Source organism: Mesorhizobium amorphae CCNWGS0123 (assembly GCF_001686985.1).
Taxonomy (GTDB): domain Bacteria; phylum Pseudomonadota; class Alphaproteobacteria; order Rhizobiales; family Rhizobiaceae; genus Mesorhizobium; species Mesorhizobium amorphae.
Window position 1 is genome coordinate 5,827,246 of record NZ_CP015318.1, and the last position, 19,983, is coordinate 5,847,228.

Annotated in this window: 14 protein-coding genes; 1 reads left to right on the forward strand and 13 read right to left on the reverse strand. The window is 64.9% G+C overall.

All coding sequences use genetic code 11. From position 1 onward, the window contains the following. Positions 1-17 precede the first annotated feature (17 nt). The 11 genes from amaB to A6B35_RS27445 all read right to left on the reverse strand — a co-directional run bounded on the left by amaB (position 18) and on the right by A6B35_RS27445 (position 15,331). Positions 18-1,532, reverse strand: coding sequence for an L-piperidine-6-carboxylate dehydrogenase (amaB, locus tag A6B35_RS27395; RefSeq protein ID WP_006204127.1), 1,515 nt, complete (start codon positions 1,530-1,532; stop codon positions 18-20). Between the two features lie 166 nt (positions 1,533-1,698). Next, complete coding sequence (locus A6B35_RS27400) at positions 1,699-2,973, reverse strand: RNA polymerase sigma factor (RefSeq protein WP_006204126.1); 1,275 nt, start codon at positions 2,971-2,973, stop codon at positions 1,699-1,701. Beyond that, positions 2,970-3,344 (reverse strand): YciI family protein, encoded by a 375-nt coding sequence (locus tag A6B35_RS27405; protein ID WP_006204125.1) that lies wholly within the window; start codon positions 3,342-3,344, stop codon positions 2,970-2,972. Before A6B35_RS27405 ends, A6B35_RS27400 begins: the two co-directional genes overlap by 4 nt. 119 nt (positions 3,345-3,463) lie before the next feature. Beyond that, positions 3,464-4,570, reverse strand: a complete 1,107-nt coding sequence (locus A6B35_RS27410; RefSeq protein ID WP_006204124.1) for a DNA topoisomerase IB — start codon at positions 4,568-4,570, stop codon at positions 3,464-3,466. Between the two features lie 84 nt (positions 4,571-4,654). Next, entirely contained in the window at positions 4,655-5,362 is a 708-nt protein-coding gene (locus A6B35_RS27415; RefSeq protein WP_006204123.1) for a glycosyltransferase family protein, read from the reverse strand. Positions 5,363-5,403: 41 nt separating this feature from the next. After that, positions 5,404-6,255 (reverse strand): glycosyltransferase family 2 protein, encoded by an 852-nt coding sequence (locus A6B35_RS27420; protein WP_006204122.1) that lies wholly within the window; start codon positions 6,253-6,255, stop codon positions 5,404-5,406. 22 nt (positions 6,256-6,277) lie between these two features. Next, complete coding sequence (locus tag A6B35_RS27425; RefSeq protein ID WP_006204121.1) at positions 6,278-7,213, reverse strand: glycosyltransferase family 2 protein; 936 nt, start codon at positions 7,211-7,213, stop codon at positions 6,278-6,280. Positions 7,214-7,344: 131 nt separating this feature from the next. After that, entirely contained in the window at positions 7,345-8,229 is an 885-nt protein-coding gene (locus A6B35_RS27430; protein ID WP_006204120.1) for a transglutaminase family protein, read from the reverse strand. 13 nt (positions 8,230-8,242) lie between these two features. Then, on the reverse strand, positions 8,243-10,654 hold the full coding sequence (locus tag A6B35_RS27435; protein ID WP_006204119.1) for a circularly permuted type 2 ATP-grasp protein: 2,412 nt from the start codon (positions 10,652-10,654) through the stop codon (positions 8,243-8,245). A 6-nt stretch (positions 10,655-10,660) separates the two neighbouring features. After that, the gene (locus A6B35_RS27440; protein WP_006204118.1) at positions 10,661-14,020 is read right to left on the reverse strand and encodes a transglutaminase family protein; all 3,360 of its coding nucleotides are present in this window, start codon (positions 14,018-14,020) and stop codon (positions 10,661-10,663) included. A gap of 114 nt (positions 14,021-14,134) precedes the next feature. After that, a complete protein-coding gene (locus A6B35_RS27445) occupies positions 14,135-15,331 on the reverse strand; it encodes an acyl-CoA dehydrogenase (RefSeq protein ID WP_006204117.1) in 1,197 nt (398 codons plus the stop codon). Positions 15,332-15,440: 109 nt separating this feature from the next. Between A6B35_RS27445 and A6B35_RS27450 the strand changes: the two genes are divergently transcribed. Then, positions 15,441-16,352: a LysR family transcriptional regulator gene (locus tag A6B35_RS27450; protein ID WP_040583342.1), complete on the forward strand. Its 912-nt coding sequence runs from the start codon at positions 15,441-15,443 to the stop codon at positions 16,350-16,352. Here A6B35_RS27450 and A6B35_RS27455 read toward each other — a convergent pair whose 3' ends face one another. Together A6B35_RS27455 and A6B35_RS27460 are read right to left on the reverse strand one after the other, a co-directional pair. After that, entirely contained in the window at positions 16,353-18,671 is a 2,319-nt protein-coding gene (locus A6B35_RS27455; RefSeq protein ID WP_040583340.1) for a Tex family protein, read from the reverse strand. 128 nt (positions 18,672-18,799) lie between these two features. Beyond that, positions 18,800-19,978, reverse strand: a complete 1,179-nt coding sequence (locus tag A6B35_RS27460; protein ID WP_006204114.1) for a serine hydrolase domain-containing protein — start codon at positions 19,976-19,978, stop codon at positions 18,800-18,802. Between the last annotated feature and the right edge of the window lie 5 nt (positions 19,979-19,983).

Below are 19,983 nucleotides of genomic sequence, written 5' to 3' on the forward strand. Positions count from 1 at the left end.
GAACGGGACGACCGTCCTCAGTCGATGTCGAAGGACACGCCTTGCGCCAGCGGCAGCGCCTTGGAATAGTTCACCGTGTTGGTGGCGCGGCGCATATAGGCCTTCCAGGCGTCCGAACCGCTCTCGCGGCCGCCGCCGGTTTCCTTCTCGCCGCCGAAGGCGCCGCCGATCTCGGCGCCCGACGTGCCGATGTTGACGTTGGCGATGCCGCAGTCCGAACCGTCGACGCCAAGGAAGCGCTCGGACTCCTGCAGGTCGCGGGTGAAGATCGACGACGACAATCCGGCGCCGACTGCATTGTGTTCGTCGAGCACGGCGTCGAAATCGGAATACTTCATCACGTAGAGGATCGGCGCGAAGGTCTCTTCCGTCACCGGCGAGACTTGGCTTTGCATCTCGACCAGCGCCGGATGCACATAATAGGCATCCGGGTGGCCGTTCTCTACCCGCGAACCGCCGGTCACCTTACCGCCATGCGAGGCGGCTTCCGTCAGCGCGTTCTGCATGTTGTCGAAGGCGGCCTTGTCGATCAGCGGACCGACCAGCGACGAGGTCTCCAGCGGATTGCCGACCGAAACGCTCTGATAGGCCTTTTTCAGGCGCGGCAGCAGCGCGTCGTAGACGCTGTCATGCACGAACAGGCGCCGCAAGGTGGTGCAGCGCTGGCCGGCCGTACCCATGGCGCCGAAGGCGATGGCGCGCAGCGCCATGTCGAGATCGGCCGTCGGACAGACGATGCCGGCATTGTTGCCGCCGAGCTCGAGCACGGCGCGCGCAAAACGCTTGGCCAGCCGCGGACCGACATCGCGGCCCATGCGGGTCGAGCCGGTGGCCGAAACCAGCGGCACCTTGGGATGGTCAACCAGGATCTCGCCGACGGCGCGGTCGCCGATCAGCACGGGTGCCAGGCCCTGCGGCGCATCAGCGCCGAAGCGCTTGACCGCACGCGCAAAAATCGCCTCGCAGGCAAGCGCGGTCAGCGGTGTCTTTTCCGACGGCTTCCACACAACGGCGTCGCCGCAAACAAGCGCAAGGGCCGCGTTCCACGACCACACCGCCACCGGGAAATTGAAGGCCGAGATGACGCCGACGACGCCGAGCGGATGCCAGGTTTCCATCATGCGATGACCGGGGCGCTCGGTGGCGATGGTCAGGCCGTACAATTGCCGGGAGAGACCGACGGCGAAATCGCAAATGTCGATCATCTCCTGCACTTCGCCGAGGCCTTCGGACGGGATCTTGCCGACCTCGATCGACACCAGCCGGCCAAGCTCGGCCTTGTGCGCCCGCAATTCCTCGCCGAGCAGCCGCACCAGCTCGCCGCGCCTCGGCCCCGGCACCAGCCGCCACGCCTGGAAGGCCTTGTGCGCGGCATCGATGGTCTTGGCCGCATCGGCCGGCGAGATCGTCTTCAGCGCCGCGATCTGCTCGCCCGTCACCGGGCTATGCACGATGAGATCACCACCGACAAGCGCCTCCTTGGCAACACCCAGTTTCGCCAGCAGTTCGGCTGTTTCCTTCGCTATCGTCATTTTTGTCCCTTTCAGATCCCGTCTCTTATAGGACGGAGGTCAAAGCCTTGCGCCACGCACCATTGTGCCATCGGGCGCTGTCATGGCGTGGCATTACTCGTTTCAGGGAAAAACCGCCACCCCGGCATGGTCTAAGCCTGGGCTGCACGATTGAGCCAGACGGGCTTCAGCGCGCTGTTTTCGCGGTGGCCTTTGCCGCGCCGTCCTTGATCAGGCGATCGATATGCATGCGGATATGGGCGGCTTCCGCTGCGGTGTTGGCCAGCGCAATCGCACGATCGAAGGCGACGCGCGCCTCCTCGCCACGGCCAAGCTGCATCAGCAAGCCGCCCTTGAGGCCAAAGAAGTGGAAATATCCGGACAGTCTTTCCCCGAGCGGCTCGATCATTGCAAGGGCCGCCTCCGGACCGCGCACCTTGGCCACTGCGACGGCGCGGTTCAGCGTTATCACCGGCGACGGCTGCATCTGTTCGAGCAGGCTGTAGAGCAGGTCGATCTCGGTCCAGTCGGTATCTTCGGGCTTCGCCGCGCGCGCATGCAGCGCGGCGATCGCCGCCTGAACCTGATAGGGCCCGGGCTTCTGGTGGCGCAGCGCCTTGTCGACCAGCGCCAGGCCCTCGTCGATCATCTTGCGGCTCCACAGGCTGCGGTCCTGGTCCTCGAGCAGCACGATCTCGCCGCTGTCGTCGAAACGCGCCGGCGCCCGCGCATGCTGGAGCAAGAGCAGCGCCGTCAGCCCCATGATCTCCGGCTCGGTCTGGAACAGCCTGAGCAGCAGCCGCGCCAGCCGGATCGCCTCCTCGCAGAGCGGCGCACGCGCCGGCGCTTCGCCGCTGTTTGTCGAATAGCCTTCGTTGAAGATCAGATAGACCATGGCGGCGACGGCCGCGAGCCGCTCCGAGCGCTCGACCGCACCCGGCGTCTCGAACGGCACGCCGGCGTCGGCAATGCGCGCCTTGGCGCGAGTGATGCGCTGCTCCATGGCGCTTTCGCCGACCAGGAAGGCGCGCGCGATCTGCTTGACCGTGATGCCGGAGACGATGCGCAACGCGACCGCGATCTGCTGCGTCGCCGGCAGGTCCGGGTGACAGCAGATGAACAAGAGCCGCAAAATGTCGTCGCGGTAATGCGCGCCGTCGAGCCGCTCGGCGATGTCGCTTTCGGCGTCCTCGAGGTCAGAGATCTGGTCCTCCTCGGGCAGCGGCGCCTGCTTGGAGCGCTTGCGCACCGCGTCGATGCCGCTGTTGCGGCCGACGAAGATCAGCCAGGCGGCGGGATCGCGCGGCGGGCCGTTTTTCGGCCAGTTCTTCAGCGCCCTGAGGCACGCATCCTGGAAAGCTTCTTCCGCGGCATCGAGGTCACGGAAGTAGCGCAGCAGCGCGCCCATCGCCTGCGGACGAGCGGTGCTGATCGCATTGCTGATCCAGGCAAGCTCGGTCATGCGGCAGCCTTGCTCGGGTTGAAGACGGAAACCGGCCTTATTTCGTAAGAGCCGCCGCTGGGGTTGACCTCGGAGAGTTCGCGGGCGAACTCCACGGCCTCGTCGAGATCGGCGCATTCGAGCGTGTAAAAGCCGAGGAACTGTTCCTTGGTCTCGGCAAACGGGCCGTCGATGACCACCGCTTCGCCCTTGACCTTGCGCAGCGTTGTCGCGGCGGTCGTCGGCAAAAGCCGTGCCACTGGGCCAAGCCGGCCGGCCTGCGCGTATTTTTCCTGGACGTTGAGGAGATTGGCCATGACCTCTTCGTCCTGCTCCTTGCTCCAGGAGCAAACGACGTCTTCGGAAGCATAGCAGAGGATAGCGTAGAGCATGATCGGTCCTTTTCTCTGTCAAAGGACGAGACAGTAGGACCGTTCCCGACATTAGGTCGATAAAAAAATTCGGCTTGCAACGATACACCGAGGGCCGGCGAAGGACGCGCCCGCCCGCATCAGCTCTCCTGCATCTTCAGCCATCGCAGGATCAGCGTCTCCTCCTCATCCAGCCCCGGTATCGCCCGTTTGCGTTTGTTTGCTTGCGCCATTTCACCGAGCAGTCGTCCTTGCGACCAGGCCTCGAAGACCGTCGGATAGATGTAGCATTTGCGGCAGACGGCGCGCGTATTGCCCAGCCGCTCCGCGACCTTGTCGATGACGACATTCGTCGTCCGCTTGATTTGCGCCTGGCTTTCGGGAACCTCCGTCTGCGCAAACAGCGAGGCGGCATGGATGGTGCCGCCCCAGGTGCGGAAGTGCTTGGAACTGAAATCCGCGCCGGCCGCATCGCGGATGTAGCGATTGACGTCGTCGGAACGCACGGGACGCCTGTTGCCGTCCTCGTCGAGATACTGGAACAGCTTCTGCCCCGGCAGATCCTGGGCGCCGCGCACGATCCCGGCGATCCGGCGATCGACAAGTTTCAATTTCCATTCCTTGCCGGACTTGCCCTTGAAGGCAAAGCGCAGGCTGGTGCCCTTGATGTCGACATGACGATCGCGCAGCGTCGTCAGTCCGAAACTCTTGTTGTCGCGCGCATAGGCGGCGTTGCCGACGCGGATCATGGTGTTGTCGAGCAGCCAGACCACCGCCGCGACGACGCGTTCCGCCGGCAGGCCGTGGCGGCGCAGATCGGCATCGATGCGGCGGCGCAGTTCGGGCAGGCTTTCGGCAAAGGCGACCAGGCTCGAATATTTGGCCCCATCGCGCTCCTCGGCCCATAGTGGATGATAGCGATACTGCTTGCGCCCGCGCTGGTCGCGGCCGGTCGCCTGGATGTGGCCGTCCGGATCGGGCGAGATCCACACATCGGTCCAGGCCGGCGGTATGGCGAGCGCCTTGATGCGCGCGATGGTGCTTTCACTCACTGCGCGGTCGTTCGGCCCCTTGTAGGAGAAGCCCTTGCCTGCCCTGAGGCGGCGGATGCCGGCTTCGCTGTCGGAAACATAGGTCAGCGACGCCTGGTCGGCGGAAGCCTGGGCGCCATTCGTCGCCGCTCCATTGCCTGGTGCAACTTTCCTGTCGGCCGATTGGTCGTGTGACGACCCGGATTTGTCCAGCATGTCCTCTCCGCGGGAACTTCCGCGTAGATAAGCAACGGATCGACGGCAGGTTCCGTCGTCAGGGAATGTTTTCGGGTTGACCGATCAGGGTGGCCGGCCGTGCATCCCGGCTGCAATGTCGGCCATCCACAGGCCGCCATCGTCGACATGAGGTGGATGGTATTCGCGTCCAGGGGAAATGCGTTCAAAGACTGCCCCGGCCTCGTCAGCGAGGTAATCGTAGCCCACGTCCTGAAGAACATGCCCCGGATCGAGATAGTCATAAAGATCACGGCGGGCTTTCCGCCGCTTGGGCTCGATCATTTTCAGATGATAGAGGTTGAGCCCACTATCCCTAGCTTTGAACCCGACACTGGAAGGGTACCAGAGATCGTGAAAGTCCTTGGACTGGCAGTTTGCCGGATCGTAGGCTTTGAACAGGCGGTACTGAATTTTTTCGCCCCATAGCCCATCGACGCGGTAATCGGTCGGTGAATACATTTCACGGAGTCTGAACCCCCAGGCTATTCTCCTGTAGACACTCGTCAATTTTGCGATCCGCTCCGCCGCACTGCGTTCCAGCCGCTCGTCGGGATCGATAGCCAAAATCCAGTCGGCGCCAGCGTCGCGCGCCGCCGCGAGCAGGGCGTGCCGCCGAAGCGGCTCGCTGCTGAAAGCCCCCGTCGCCTTGCGATCGTCATAGGCAATCCAGCCATCGACGATCGGATCGAGATTGGCGATAAGATCGGAAACCAGATGCGCGTCAAAGCGATAGCTGAAGACCGCGATAACTCTCTGCCGCGAGCGGAACAACCTGGTCCGTCGCGGAGGTTGGGGTTTCATGTGGGAGGTTATCATTGCGGTCGCTTGCCTGCTTTCGCACCGTCGCGCGCGCCGGCATAGACGCCCACGGATTTGATCAACAGGGCCAGCCAGACAATTGGCAGCGACATCATCGCGAAGGTTCGATCCCGTCCGGAAAGTCCGATCTTCGCCAGCTTGCGGACATTGTGCCGGTCGTGAAAGGTGTCGCGAAAAAATCGGAACGGCGTCTTTGGGCTGGACGCGACAAGGTAGTCACCGCGTCGACATCCACGCCGGTATTGATCGGCAAACAGTCGCACCAGGCTTGTTTCATTGCGATGCACTGTTTGCACACGCGGCTCCCAGACGGGCAGAGGTTCCCGCGGCAGCCTGTCCAGAAAGTTGGTATCTTCGCCGGCTGGCATCTCTTCATCGAACAAGCCGTATCCATCGAACAGCCTGCGATCGAACGACACGCCGTATCGCAGCGCACGATCCGCCGGCAAACCGGGAAGTCGCCGCATGAACATGATCAGATGAGCCGCACAGGCAATCAGATTGCGCGGATGGCTGTTCACGATGGCGCTCGCCACCATGCGGTCGCCGGCCAGATGTCGCTCTATCCGTGCCTCGGCCCAGCCGGGACAGGCGAGGCAATCGTCGGCAAGAAAAGCAACGAAGGGCGCTTGTGTTGCCGCTATGCCGACATTGCGGGCCGCACCGACAAACAGCCTTCGACTGATCTCGATCACCGGCACCTTGATCCCGGCGCCAGCCAACAGTGCCAGCACGTCCCCACCACCTGAGTTGACCACGACGATCTCGAGCGGCGTGTTCTGATCAAGCAGAGATGTCACCGCATCGACTATCTGAACCGGCGCGCGGTAGCCAATGACGACCACAGCAAGCTTCGCCCGATGTGAATCAGGCACTTTGCAGCAGGGCGTGTGAAATGGAGAAACGGCGCCGCACCGCCAGCTTGAACTGGTAGCGCATGCAGCGCCATATGTCCGAGGGGACCTTGGGCGCGGCCTTCGCCACGGCAAGGAACCGCGCTGCCGTGTCAAAGTCGCCGCGCGCATAGTGGACACGGGCGATCTTGAGCGCGACCAGGCCTTCCCTCGTTTTCAGCGTCGACCTGGCGATGCCGCAGTCGGTGAGTTGACGCAAGGCGTGGCGCCAGGCGAGGAAGCGTTGTGCCGGCTTGATCGTGAAACGGTCGTCGGAGCGCTCCGCCGAGACGAAGTAGGTCATGACGGGCTGTGTAATGACGGCAAGCGGGGCCCGGCACATCAGCCGCGCCCAGAACAGCGTGTCCTCGTCATAGGCGAGCGCGGTCGGGAACCTCGTCTCACCGATCGCGCGCCGGGACACCAGCGCACTGCCGACCGCGATCGAGCGAACCTGACCTTCCAGATAGGCAGAGGCGTTGGCGACGCCGGTGGCCGTATAGCCGTACGGCAATTTGAACTGGTGATGCTCGCCCTTGGTACGCCGGCGAAAGGCGCCGACCACCATCTCGGCTCTCGGTTGCGCGTCGCTTCGCGAAAGCAGCGATCTCAGGCCGCCTTCCAGATGCAGATCATCGGCATCGATCATGTATATCCATGGGCAGTCCGCCTGCGCCAGGGCCAGGTTGCGGGCGCCGCCGGCGTCCCGGCAATTCGACGCAATCACGCGCAGCGGCAAGGCCAGCCGCGCGGCGACGTCCTCAGCCACCGCGGCCGTGCCGTCCGAGGACGCATCGTCGACCAGCAGCACCTCGCCGATGACCGCCGCCTCTGAACGGAGCGACGCCAGCGTGCCGGCAATCGTGGCCGCCGCATTATGTGCCGGAATGATAACGCTGACCGCTTTCAATGATAAACTCCGCGCCGGCGCATGCGTTCGGCGGCCCCAATCCCTGTGCCCAAGATAACGGCAGCATCGGCTTTTGAGAAGCAGTCTTTGCTCGCCCGGAGATTTACGAACAGCCTGAGGCTGGGATCCGGTCAGACTTTCTCGAGGGCAACCGGAATGACGTCGACCGCCTGCTCACCGACCTGTCCGCCCGTGGTCTTCAGCACGCCGACGATCGGCGCCACGTCGGAATAGTCGCGGCCGTAACCGACGGTGATGTGGTCGTTGCTCGCCCGCATGCCGTTGGTCGGGTCGAATTCCTGCCAGCCGGCGTCGCGCCCGCACCATGCCTTGACCCAGGCATGCATGGCGTCGGCGCCCTCCAGCCGGGGTTTGCCCTTCGGCGGAATGGTGCGCAGGAAGCCGCTGACATAGCCGGCGGGAATGCCGAGGCCGCGCAGTCCTGAAATCATGATATGCGAAAAATCCTGGCAGACGCCCCGCTTCAGGCCGAAGGCGTCGCTGGCGCGCGTCTGGACCGTGGTCGCCTTGCCGTCATAGGTGAAATCGCGATGAATCCGGTTGCACAAATCCATGACCGTGCCGGCGGTCGAACCGGCGATGCTCGCTTGCGCGTATGCCGTGATCGCCGCATCGATGCCGGCGTGATCGCTGGCGGCGAGAAAGTGATGCGGCGCATCGGGCGCCAGCGACCGCACCGCGCCGAGTTCCTCCTTCAGCCGGTCTATGCCGGGCGACACGTCGAGCCCGGGCTCCGGACGCGAAACGGATACGCGCGCGCTCATCCTGATGTCCAAGGCATCATGGGCATCGCGAACGGCGATCGAAGTGACATTGTTGCCGAAAAAGTCGGAAAAGTCCGCGCGTTCGCTGGGCGCCGGCGCGAAGGACAGGGACGCGGCGACCACCCGCTGCACGCCCGATATGGTCGGTGGCAGCACGCGCACCTGATGGCGGCCGCCGCCGGCCGCGGCATCGTAGTCGTAGCTGAGATGAAGCCTGATGTCGTAGAGCATGGCTGCCTTGGTCTTATCCGAAATAGGCCTTGGCGAGGCTGTTGTAGAGGCCGCCGATCTCGCCGGCGAGATCGTCGAGTGCATTCGCCGTCATGTCCGAAGGCTCCATCACGGCGATCGCCGTGTTGAGTTGCAGGATCTCCTTGGCCGCCGGCGACATGTGTCCTTCACCGCCGACGGTGGGCAACAGCCCGATTTCGGCCTTCAGCCGCTCGAGCTGGAACAGGATCGAGCGCGGATTGAGCGGATCGAGCGCCAGGAGATCGATCACCGTGCGCCGCCCGGCCTGCACCGGATACTGCCGGCGATGGGTCATGACGCTGTCGCCGATCTCCAGCATCATATCGAGCGCCCCGTCCGGCGCTCCGGTCCTGGTCAGGCACGCCAGCGTGCGGGCGATCTGGATGCCGCGCTCCAGCCGCCGGCCGATTTCCAGGAAACGCCAGCCGGTGAAGCGGTACATGTTCTCGTGCAGCAGGCCGGAAAAGCCCGCGAGCTTGCGCAGGATCACCGTCATTGCCCGCGTCGCGTCGTCGCCCGGCGCCACAGTGGTCGCGAACTGATGGATGGTCTTCGACAGATCCTTCAGCGCCAGCCAGCCATCGGGCGAAAACCGGTCGCGGATCTGGCCGGCGCTGTAGACGGCGCTGTCCAGCGTGCTGATCAGGCCGAGCGGGATCGCCGAATCGACGTCGATGCCGAACGGTTCGAGATAGTCCCTGATGTCGGCAAGCAGCGGCATTTCCGGGTCGGAGGTCTCGGCCAGCCGCACGTGATAGGCGCGCAGGATGCGTACCGTGTCTTCCGACCGCTCGATATAGCGGCCGAGCCATGTCAGGTTTTCTGCTGCCCGGCTGGGCAGGCTGCCCGGCATGGTGCGGGTGAAGCTGTCATGCTCCTGCGGCAGCAGCGTCTCGCGCTCCACCGGCCGGTCGCTGACCACCCACACATCCGCCGCCTGGCCGCCGCGCTGCATGGCGATCGCCGTCGGATCGAGCGAGAAGCCGACTCGGGCAAAGCCGCCGGGCATCACCGTCCAGCCTTCCGGTGTTCGAGCCAGATAGACGCGCAGGCTCGCCGGCCGCGGCTCAAGCCAGCCGCCGATATAGACCGGCGTGGTCGACAGCGTCACCGCTTCCTGGCCGACGAAGCTGCCGCCATCGCGCTCGATCCGGGCGACCAGTTCGGCCCGGTCCTCGTCGGACAGTGTCGACCCGAGCCGGGTCGAATCGTCATCCTCGAAGGCAAGCCGCGTCGACAGCGCCGGACCGACGACCATGCGGTCGAAATTGGCGAGCACATGCCGGCGCTCGCTCTCTTGCCCGCACCACCAGGTGGCGACGCTTGGCAAGAGAAGCTCCTCGCCCCGCAACTCGCGCGCAATCCTCGGCAGGAACGACTGCAGCGCCCGCGTTTCCAGCAGGCCGGAACCGAGCGCATTGACGGCCGAAACCGCGCCCCGGCGGATTGCCTCGACCAGCCCCGGCGTACCGATCTGCGAGTCCGGCCTGAGCTCCAGCGGATCGGCGAAGGCGGCGTCGAGCCGCCGCCACAGCACGCCGACCGGCTTGAGCCCCGAGACAGTGCGCACCATCAGCCTGCCGACCGAGACGGTCAGGTCCTCGCCCTCGAGCAGCATGATGCCGAGATAGCGGGCGATATAGGCGTGCTCGTAATAGGTTTCGTTGAGCGGCCCCGGCGTCAGGATGGCGACGCGGCCGCCCGATACCTTGGCCATGCCGATCAGCGCGTCGCGAAAACGGCGGAAGAAACCGGCAAGCCGATGCACATGCATCTCGCCATAGATGTCGGACAGCGCGCGTGTGGTGGCGACGCGGTTCTCCAGCGCAAAGCCCGCTCCTGAAGGCGCCTGCGTGCGGTCGCCCAGCACCCACCAACGTCCGTCCGGGCCGCGGCCGAGTTCGAAGGCGAGCATGTGGAGAAAATGGCCGCTGGCAGGCCGGACGCCGACGACGGGCCGCAAATATTCGGGGCTCGCCGCGATCAGGCCGGCCGGCAGAATGCCTTTGTCGATCAGCCGGTTCGACCCGTATATGTCGGCCAATATCTCTTCGAACAGATCGGCGCGCTGGACGAGACCGGCACTGATGTCGGCCCACTCCTTTTCCTCGATCAGCAGCGGGACATGCGCCAGCGGCCATTCCCGCTCATTGGCGCCGGCCTTGTCGTAGACGCGGTAGTAGACGCCGGCGTCGCGCAGATACTGGTCGGCGCGGGCGAAACGCTGGCCGAGCTTTTCCGGCCCCAGTTCCTCCAGCGCCTCGATGAAATCCTGCCAGACCGGACGCGGACTGCCGGACGCATCGACCATTTCGTCGACGACGCCATCGATCGGCTGGTAGTGCTCAAGCAGACTGTGCGTCAGCGGCTTGCCACGTAGCTTTTTCTGATTCCCCTTTGCCATCGCTGATCAGAGTCTTGGTGGCCGCCGGAGGTCAAGGGTCATCGGAAAATCTTCAGAGGCTTCTTCGTTGCGCAGCGCGTAGCCGGACGGCGTATGGCCGCGCGGCTCGAAGCGGGCAAGCCGCCGCGCCTCGGCTTCGTTGCCATTGACCGGGAAAGTGTCGTAGCTGCGGCCGCCCGGATGCGCGACATGGTAGACGCAGCCGCCGACCGCCCGGCCCGACCAGCGGTCGTAGATGTCGAAGATCAGCGGCGTGTTGACCGGCAGCGCCGGGTGCAGGCCCGACGCCGGCTGCCAGGCCTTGAAGCGGACGCCGGCCACCGCGATCTCGCGGTTGTCGGTCACCTTCATCGGCACGATGCGGCCATTGCAGACGATTGCATGGCGCTCAGGGTTGAGGCCTTCGGTCTTGACCTGCAGCCGCTCGACCGAGGAATCGACGAAACGCACGGTGCCGCCGATGGCGCCTTGCTCGCCCATAACGTGCCAAGGCTCGAGCGCCTGCCGCAATTCCAGCTTTATGCCTGCATGCTGGACCTCGCCGCAGAAGGGGAAGCGGAATTCGAGCTGTGCGTTGAACCATTCCGGGCGGAACTCGAAGCCGTTGAGCTTGAGATCGTCGAGCACGTCGAGAAAATCCGCCCAGACATGGTGCGGCAGCATGAAGCGGTCATGCAGCGACGTGCCCCAGCGCACGAAGCGGCCGTCGAGCGGGTTCTTCCACGCGCGGGCAATGATCGCCCTGACAAGCAATTGCTGCGCGAGTGACATGCGCGCATTGGGCGGCATCTCGAAGCCGCGAAACTCGACCAGGCCGAGACGGCCCGTCGGTCCGTCGGGCGAAAACAATTTGTCGATGCAAATTTCCGAGCGGTGCGTGTTGCCGGTGACGTCGGTCAACAGATTGCGGAACAGCCGGTCGACCAGCCACGGCAAGGGTGCCGCGCCTTTATCCGGATGCGGCACCTGCGCCATGGCGATCTCGAGCTCGTAGAGCGAATCGTGGCGCGCCTCGTCGAAGCGCGGCGCCTGGCTGGTCGGGCCGATGAACAAGCCCGAAAACAGATAGGAGAGCGATGGATGGCGCTGCCATTGCAGCACCAGGCTCTTCAGCAAATCAGGACGACGCAGGAACGGGCTGTCGTCAGGCGTCGCACCGCCGACCACGACATGGTTGCCGCCGCCAGTGCCGGTATGGCGGCCGTCGATCATGAACTTGTCGGCGCCAAGCCGCGTCTGCCGCGCCTCCTCGTAGATCGCCGTCGTCGTCGCCACGCAATCCTGCCAGTTCGCAGCCGGGTGGATGTTGACTTCGATGACGCCCGGATCCGGCGCCACCCTGATGACGTTGAGGCGCGGATCGTGCGGCGGGCCATAGCCCTCGATATGCACTGGCAGGCCGATCGCCTTTGCCGCGTTCTCAGCCGCCGCGACCAGTTCGAGATAGTCTTCCAGCGCCTCGACCGGCGGCATGAACACGCAGAGCCGCCCGTCACGCGGCTCAACCGAAAGTGCTGTACGCACCGCGCCGCCGATCTCGGTGATCTCCTGCTCGACCCGGTCCTGCTGGCCGGTCGCGGCCGTGAACGACACCGCCTGCTGGCGGCGCGCCATTTCGTCGGCGCCTTCAAGCTCTGCCGGCGCCGCTGCGGGCAAGATGGCATCGCGCGCCGGCAACGGTCCGCGCGGCAGCGACGGGTCGACCGGCACGATGTAGGGGAATTGCGCCGGCGGCACATAGGGCAGCGTGCCGAGCGGCAGGCGGTAGCCGACGGGTGAATCGCCGGGCACCAGGAACAGCCGGCCGCGCCGCGTCTTCCATTTCTCCGAACGCCAGCGCGGTTCCGATGCCTGGCTGTTCCAGCGCTGTATCGGCAGCACGTAACCCGACGGTTTGGTTAGCCCGCGCTCGAACACTTTTGCCATGCGGCTGCGCTCTTCCGGGTCTTCCAGCTTCGAGTTGGACGGATCGACATTGTCGGGCAGCTTGCCTTCCTTGAGCAGCCATTCGGCCGGGTCTTCGAACGCTTCGCTGACCATCGCCTTGTCGATGCCGAGCTCGCCGGCGATCGCCGTCAGCAGGCTTTCGGCCTGCTGCGGCCCGACCTTTGCGTCGCTCTTTTCCCGCGCGATCAGCGACGGGTCGCTCCACACCGGCTCGCCATCGGCGCGCCAATAGAGCGAAAAGGTCCAACGCGGCAGGCTTTCGCCTGGATACCATTTGCCCTGGCCGTAATGCAGAAAACCGCCCGGCGCGAAGCGCTCGCGCAGTTTTCTGATCAGCGCATCGGCCTTCTCGCGCTTGGTCGGGCCGACGGCGGCGGTATTCCACTCGGCGGACTCGAAATCGTCGATCGACACGAAGGTCGGCTCGCCGCCCATGGTCAGCCGCACGTCGCCGGCCTGGAGCGCGGCATCGACCCTGTTGCCCAGTGCATCGAGCGCCTGCCAGCTTTCGTCGGAGAACGGCTTGGTGATGCGCGGATGCTCGGCGATGCGGTCGACCCGCATGTCGAAGCCGAATTCGACATTGGCGAAGCTCGCCATGCCGGAAATGGGGGCCGCGTTGCGGAAATGCGGCGTCGCCGCCAGCGGCACGTGGCTTTCGCCGGTGAGCAGGCCGGAGGTCGGGTCGAAGCCGATCCAGCCGGCACCCGGAATATAGACCTCGCACCAGGCATGCAGGTCGGTGAAATCGATCGCCGTGCCGGGCGGTCCGTCGAGCGCGACCAGATCGGGCTTGAGCTGGACCAGATAGCCGGAGACGAAACGCGCGGCGATGCCGAGATTGCGCAGGATCTGCACCAGCAGCCAGCTCGAATCCCGGCATGAGCCTTTCTTGGCAGCCAGGGTTTCCTCGGGCGAGAAGACGCCGGTCTCCATGCGCACGATGTAGGCGATCTCGCGCTGCAGCCGCGCATTGAGGTCGACAAGGAAATCGACGGTGTTCTTCGGACTGCGCTCGATGGTCCCGAGGAACGTCGAGAGCAGTGGCCCCGCCGGTTCGGGCATCCGGTAGATGGCGAGATCGTCCCTGATCTCTTCCGGGTACTCGAACGGAAACGTCTCGGCCGCCGGCTCGACGAAGAAATCGAACGGATTGTAGACCGTCATGTCGGCAACGAGGTCGACCTCTATCTTCAATTCCGTCACCGGCTCCGGGAAGACGAAACGGGCGAGGAAGTTGCCGTAGGGATCCTGCTGCAGATTGACGAAATGGTTCTTGGGCTCGACCTTCAGCGAATGGCTCAAGACCTTGGTGCGGGAATGCGGCGCCGGCTGCAGCCTGATCACCTGAGGGCCGAGAACCACCGGCCGGTCGTATTTATAGTGGGTCAGGTGGTAGACGGCTGCCAGAATTGCCATGGTGCCCCGGAGATCGGCGTTTAACTCGCCGAACCCTGACACATCTGGCGGCCATTCTCCAAGCAGAGATGTTGCGCTGCACCTAATTTAAGCAGCATTGCCGGCTAAGGTCGCCTAGAAGAACGCCTGGATACCCGTCTGAGCCCGTCCGAGGATCAGCGCATGCACGTCATGCGTGCCCTCATAGGTGTTGACCGTCTCCAGGTTCTGCGCGTGGCGCATGACGTGGTAACCGATCTGGATGCCGTTGCCGCCATGCATGTCGCGGGCCTGCCGGGCGATGTCGAGCGCCTTGCCGCAATTGTTGCGCTTGACGATCGAGATCATCTCCGGCGCCATCTTGCCTTCATCCATGAGCCGCCCGACCCTGAGCGACCCCTGCAAGCCGAGCGCGATCTCGGTCTGCATGTCGGCGAGCTTCTTCTGGAACAGCTGCGTGCCGGCCAGCGGCTTGCCGAACTGCTTACGGTCGAGACCGTACTGGCGGGCACGATGCCAACAATCCTCGGCCGCGCCCATCGCGCCCCAGGAAATGCCGTAGCGCGCCCGGTTGAGGCAGCCGAACGGGCCGCCGAGGCCCTTGGCGTTGGGCAGCAGCACGTCTTCGCCGACCTCGACGCCTTCCATCACCACCTCGCCGGTAATCGAGGCGCGCAGCGAGAGCTTGCCGCCGATCTTCGGCGCCGACAGCCCCTTCATGCCCTTCTCCAGCACGAAACCGCGGATATCGTCCTTGCCGTTCTCGCCCTTCAACTTCGCCCAGACGACGAACACGTCGGCGATCGGCGCGTTGGAGATCCACATCTTCGAGCCGGAGATCTTGTAGCCGTTCGCCGTCTTTTCGGCCCGCGTCTTCATGCCGCCCGGATCGGAGCCGGCATCCGGTTCGGTCAGGCCGAAGCAGCCTATCCACTCGCCCGACGCCAGCTTCGGCAGGTACTTCTTGCGCTGCGCTTCCGAGCCATAGGCATGGATCGGATACATGACCAGCGACGACTGCACGCTCATCATCGAGCGGTAGCCCGAATCGACGCGCTCGACTTCGCGTGCCACCAGACCGTAGGTGACATAGTTGGCGCCGAGGCCGCCATATTCCTCCGGGATGGTGATGCCGAGCAGGCCGGCTTCACCCATCTCGCGAAAGATGCCGGCATCGGTCTTCTCCTCGAGATAGGCCTCCTCGATCCGCGGCGCCAGCTTGTCGGCGGCAAAGGCCGCAGCACCGTCGCGCACCATGCGCTCATCTTCCGAAAGCTGGTTCTCGATCAGGAAAGGGTCTTCCCAGACGAACGCGTTCTTGTCGGCGGCCATGGCTTCGGTCTCTCCCAAACGAAATCTTGAAGTGCCCGGCTTATCCGCCTCCGCCTCGAAAAAATCAAACGAAATTGCATCACCGATCAATGAGCGTTAGTAATTGATCATGAGTGTCCAACGCCGCCTTTTGCCCAACATCAGCGCCCTTGCCGCTTTCGAGGCGGTGGCGCGCCTCGGCTCGTTCACCGCCGCCGCGCGCGAGCTCGACCTCACCCAGGGCGCCGTCAGCCGGCAGATTAGCCTTTTGGAAGAACAATTCGGTCGCCGGCTGTTCGAGCGTGACAGCCGCAATGTCCGACTGTCGAGCGCAGGCGAAATCTACGCCGAGGCGGTGCGCTCCGCGCTTGGCCAATTGCGCGATGCGGCTCTTGGATTGATGAGCAATCGGCATAGCGGCATCCTGAACCTTGCGATTTTGCCGACCTTCGGCACCCGCTGGCTGATGCCGCTGATCCCGGATTTCGTCGCAAGCAACCCCGACATCACCATCAACTTCGTCACCCGCATCGGCCGTTTCGACTTCGCCCGCGAGCGGCTCGATGCGGCCATCCATCACGGCCAGCCCGACTGGCCGGACGCCGACTCCACGCTCTTGATGCGCGAGACAGTGATACCGGTGGTTTCGCCCGAATTCCTGGCCAGCCGCGACATCGTCACGCCGGCCGATATCTGCCGCCTGCCGCTGCTGCACATGGCGACGCGCCCCGGCGCCTGGAGCGAATGGTTCGAAGAGCAAGGTCTCAGCGCGCCGACCGGGCCCGGCATGCAGTTCGAGCAGTTCGGCACTGTCGCCCAGGCCTGCACGGCCGGACTTGGCGTAGCACTCTTGCCGCAGGTCCTGATTGCGGGCGAGTTGCAGCGTGGTCAGCTCGTGCCGACACCGGGACAGCCGATGCAGAGCCGCAGCGCCTACTATCTCGTCGTGCCGCACGACAAGCGCGGCCATCCGCCCGTCGCCAGCTTTCGCGACTGGCTGCTGGGCCAGGTTGAGAAGGAGCCGGCTGTTCTGGCCTGGTAGCTACTTCCGCTTCAGCGCATCCGCCAATGCGGCGCCGAACGCGCCTTGGTGAGCCGGCCGTTCCGGCTGGCGCTGCGGCGCCGGCGCACGCGGTGCCGGCTTGCCACCATTATCGCGCGGCCCGCCCCGCGACGCACCACCATCGCCGTCCTTGCGCATGGAGAGAGCAATGCGCTTGCGCTTGATGTCGACGTCGACGACACGCACCTTGACCACATCGCCGGCCTTGACCACCTCATGCGCGTCCTTGATGAAACGGTCGGCGAGTTGCGAGACGTGCACCAGCCCGTCCTGATGCACGCCGATATCGACGAAGGCGCCGAAGGCGGCGACATTGGTGACGGTGCCTTCGAGCAGCATGCCGGGCTTCAGATCCTTGATGTCGTCGACGCCGTCGGCGAAGGTCGCGGTCTTGAAACCGGGGCGCGGGTCGCGGCTGGGCTTTTCCAGCTCCGCCAATATGTCGCGCACGGTCGGCAGGCCGAACCGCTCGTCGACGAAGACACGCGGATCGAGTGCCTTCAACGCCGCGCTGTCGCCCATCAGCGAGCGCACGTCGCGGCCGCAGGCAGCGACGATCTTCTTGGCCACGCCATAGGCTTCCGGATGCACGGAGGAGGCGTCGAGCGGCTCGCTGCCGTTCGGGATGCGCAGGAAGCCGGCGCATTGCTCGAAGGCGCGCGGCCCAAGGCGGGAGACTTTCAGCAGATCCTTCCGGCTTGCGAAAGGGCCGGTGGCGTCGCGATGCGCGACGATCGCGTCGGCGAGCGACGCGCCAAGGCCGGAAACCCGCGCCAGCAGCGGAGCCGACGCCGTGTTGAGATCGACGCCGACGGCATTGACCGCATCCTCGACCACCGCTTCCAGCGAGCGGCCGAGCCGGTACTGGTCGACATCGTGCTGGTATTGGCCGACGCCGATCGACTTTGGCTCGATCTTCACCAGTTCGGCCAGCGGATCCTGCAGGCGCCGCGCGATCGACACCGCGCCGCGCAGCGACACGTCGAGGCCGGGAAATTCGGCCGCCGCCGTCGCCGAAGCGGAATAGACCGAGGCGCCGGCTTCGCTGACGATCACCTTGAGCGGCTTGGGACCGCTGTCGGCCGGCAGATCCGACAGCATGTCGGCGACCAGATTTTCGGCCTCGCGGCTGCCAGTGCCGTTGCCGATCGAAATCAGCTCGACTTTGTGCAGTCGAACGAGCTTCGCCAGCTCGGCTTGCGTGCCGCGCACATCGTTTCTGGGCGGGAACGGATAGACCGTCGTCGTCGCCACCAGCTTGCCGGTGCCGTCGACTACCGCCACCTTGACGCCGGTGCGGATGCCCGGATCGAGCCCCATCGTCGGCCGCGACCCGGCCGGTGCTGCAAGCAGCAAATCCTTCAGATTTCGGGCAAAGACATGTATCGCCTCCTCCTCGGCCCGTTCACGCAGATCGCGCATCAGGTCCAGCGTCAGGTGCAGCGACAGTTTTATCCGCCAGGTCCAGCCGGCCACCTCCATCAGCCAGCGATCGCCCGGCAGGCTGCCGCCGATGGCGTAGGCATTGGCGACCATCCGCTCGACCGGTTTCACTGGCGAGGCGTCATCGGCGTCGACCTCGACGTCGAGCGACAGCACCTCCTCGTTGCGACCGCGCAGCATGGCGAGCGCACGATGGCCGGGCACGTTCGCCCAGCGCTCGACATGATCGAAATAGTCGGAGAATTTCGCGCCGGCCTCCTGCTTGCCGTCGACCACCCTGGCGCGCAGGAAGGCGCGCTCCTTCATGTAGCTCCGCAGCTTGCCGACCAGATCGGCGTTCTCGGCGAACTGTTCCGACAGGATGTCGCGCGCGCCGTCGAGCGCCGCCTTGGCGTCGGCCACGTCTTCCGTGACATAGGCGAGCGCCAGTTCGGCGGGCACCGCCGAGCGGTCGGCAAGAATGGCTTCGGCCAGCGGCCCCAGCCCACGCTCCCTGGCGATCTCGGCTTTGGTCCTCCGCTTCGGCTTGTAGGGCAGATAAATGTCTTCGAGTTCGGCCTTGGTGGCAGCGGCGGCGATCTTGGCTTCAAGCTCTTCGGTCAGCTTGCCCTGCTCGCGGATCGAACCGAGGATGGTGTCGCGGCGCGCATCGAGTTCGCGCAGATAGGCCAGTCGCTCGGCAAGGTCGCGCAACTGCGTATCGTCGAGCCCGCCTGTGACCTCCTTGCGGTAGCGCGCCACGAACGGCACCGTCGCGCCCTCGTCCAGCAGGCCGATCGCCGCCGCAGCCTGCTCGGGCCGCGCGCGGATCTCGGCCGCAATGATTGCCGCGATGCGCTTGATGTCGGATGCCATGCTGCTCTCATGCCTTGTCGAAAAAGAGCGGCGACCATAGGCCGGGATGTCCGCGCCGCCAACCGCGCTGTTTTCAGCCAACCGGCGGGTCCACAGGAAAGCGTGCCGCAGGCGAGGCGCGAAACGCCTCAGACCATCCGGCTCAGCGCCTCGAAAAAGGCGACGGCCACGACATCGAGCGGATCGTCGACCGGCACCGGCTGCGACGACATCTTTGCGATTACCACTTCTGTCTTGGGATTGACGTACACCCACTGCCCATGGATGCCGATGCCGCAGAAGGCGCCGCTTTGCGCCCCTGTCTGGTACCATTTGTTGCGGTAACGTCCCTGCGGAAACAGGAAGGCCATCGTGCCGCGCTGCCAGGCTTCGGAACTGCCGCCTGTTTCGACCGTGTCGCGCACCCAGGCCTCCGGCACGATGCGGCGGCCATTGGCCGTGCCGCCCTGCCGCATCATCTCGCCGACACGCGCCAGATCGCGCGGCGTCACCGAAATGCCGCCGGCCGTGCGCGCCGTGCCTTCCATGTCGACCGTAATCGAGGCTTCGCTCGCCGCACCGAGCGGCAGCCACAATTTCTCGCGCAGCAGATCGGTCAGACGCTGGCCGGAGGCGCGCTCGACCAGCATGCCGAGCAGGTCGGAATTGGGCGAGCGATAGCGGAAGGTCTGGCCATGTGGTTCGGCCAGCCGCTGCAGCGTCAGGATGAATTCGCGCAGGCTTTCCGTGCCGCCGCCCGGGTTCCAAAGCGTGGCGCGGCGATAGCGGGCAAAGGCGCTTTCCGGATCGAGATAGGCCTCTTCGAAGTCGAGGCTGACGCTCATGTCGAGCACATGCCGGACGCTCGCATCGCCATAGGCCGATCCCTTGGCTTCCGGAATGTAGCTGACGACAGGGGCCTCCGGATCGAAAATCCCCTCACCTTCCAATATGCCGGCGAGAATGGCGGTGAACGATTTGCTGATCGAGAAGATGATGTGGCGTCCGCCGAAATCCATATGCGGCGCAAACCAGTCGCCAATGATCGTACCGGCCTTCATGATCGTCAGCGCGTCGGTGTCGGAGCGCGCGAGGAAGGCCGCCACCGTTTCCAGGCCATTCGCCAGGCTGACCTTTTCGCCAAGCAGGCTTCCGAGTTCTTGCCGAGGCGGCTCAGTGCCGCCTGACGCCGCGACAGGCGCGCTAGGCACCAACTCGCCGGCATTCTGGAACGACCAGCGGTTGAACGGGTTTTCGCGCCAGTTGGAAAGCTGCACCGCGCTGCGGGCAAAGCCATATCTGGTCTCGAACGCGGTCTTGCCCGTCATGGGAT

Bases quoted from the DNA above. Each gene is read 5' to 3' on its own strand.
- amaB (WP_006204127.1), bottom strand. From the start codon at position 1,532: ATGACGATAGCGAAGGAAACAGCCGAACTGCTGGCGAAACTGGGTGTT.
- A6B35_RS27400 (WP_006204126.1), bottom strand. From the start codon at position 2,973: ATGACCGAGCTTGCCTGGATCAGCAATGCGATCAGCACCGCTCGTCCG.
- A6B35_RS27405 (WP_006204125.1), bottom strand. From the start codon at position 3,344: ATGCTCTACGCTATCCTCTGCTATGCTTCCGAAGACGTCGTTTGCTCC.
- A6B35_RS27410 (WP_006204124.1), bottom strand. From the start codon at position 4,570: ATGCTGGACAAATCCGGGTCGTCACACGACCAATCGGCCGACAGGAAA.
- A6B35_RS27430 (WP_006204120.1), bottom strand. From the start codon at position 8,229: ATGCTCTACGACATCAGGCTTCATCTCAGCTACGACTACGATGCCGCG.
- A6B35_RS27435 (WP_006204119.1), bottom strand. From the start codon at position 10,654: ATGGCAAAGGGGAATCAGAAAAAGCTACGTGGCAAGCCGCTGACGCAC.
- A6B35_RS27440 (WP_006204118.1), bottom strand. From the start codon at position 14,020: ATGGCAATTCTGGCAGCCGTCTACCACCTGACCCACTATAAATACGAC.
- A6B35_RS27445 (WP_006204117.1), bottom strand. From the start codon at position 15,331: ATGGCCGCCGACAAGAACGCGTTCGTCTGGGAAGACCCTTTCCTGATC.
- A6B35_RS27450 (WP_040583342.1), top strand. From the start codon at position 15,441: ATGAGTGTCCAACGCCGCCTTTTGCCCAACATCAGCGCCCTTGCCGCT.
- A6B35_RS27455 (WP_040583340.1), bottom strand. From the start codon at position 18,671: ATGGCATCCGACATCAAGCGCATCGCGGCAATCATTGCGGCCGAGATC.
- A6B35_RS27460 (WP_006204114.1), bottom strand. From the start codon at position 19,978: ATGACGGGCAAGACCGCGTTCGAGACCAGATATGGCTTTGCCCGCAGC.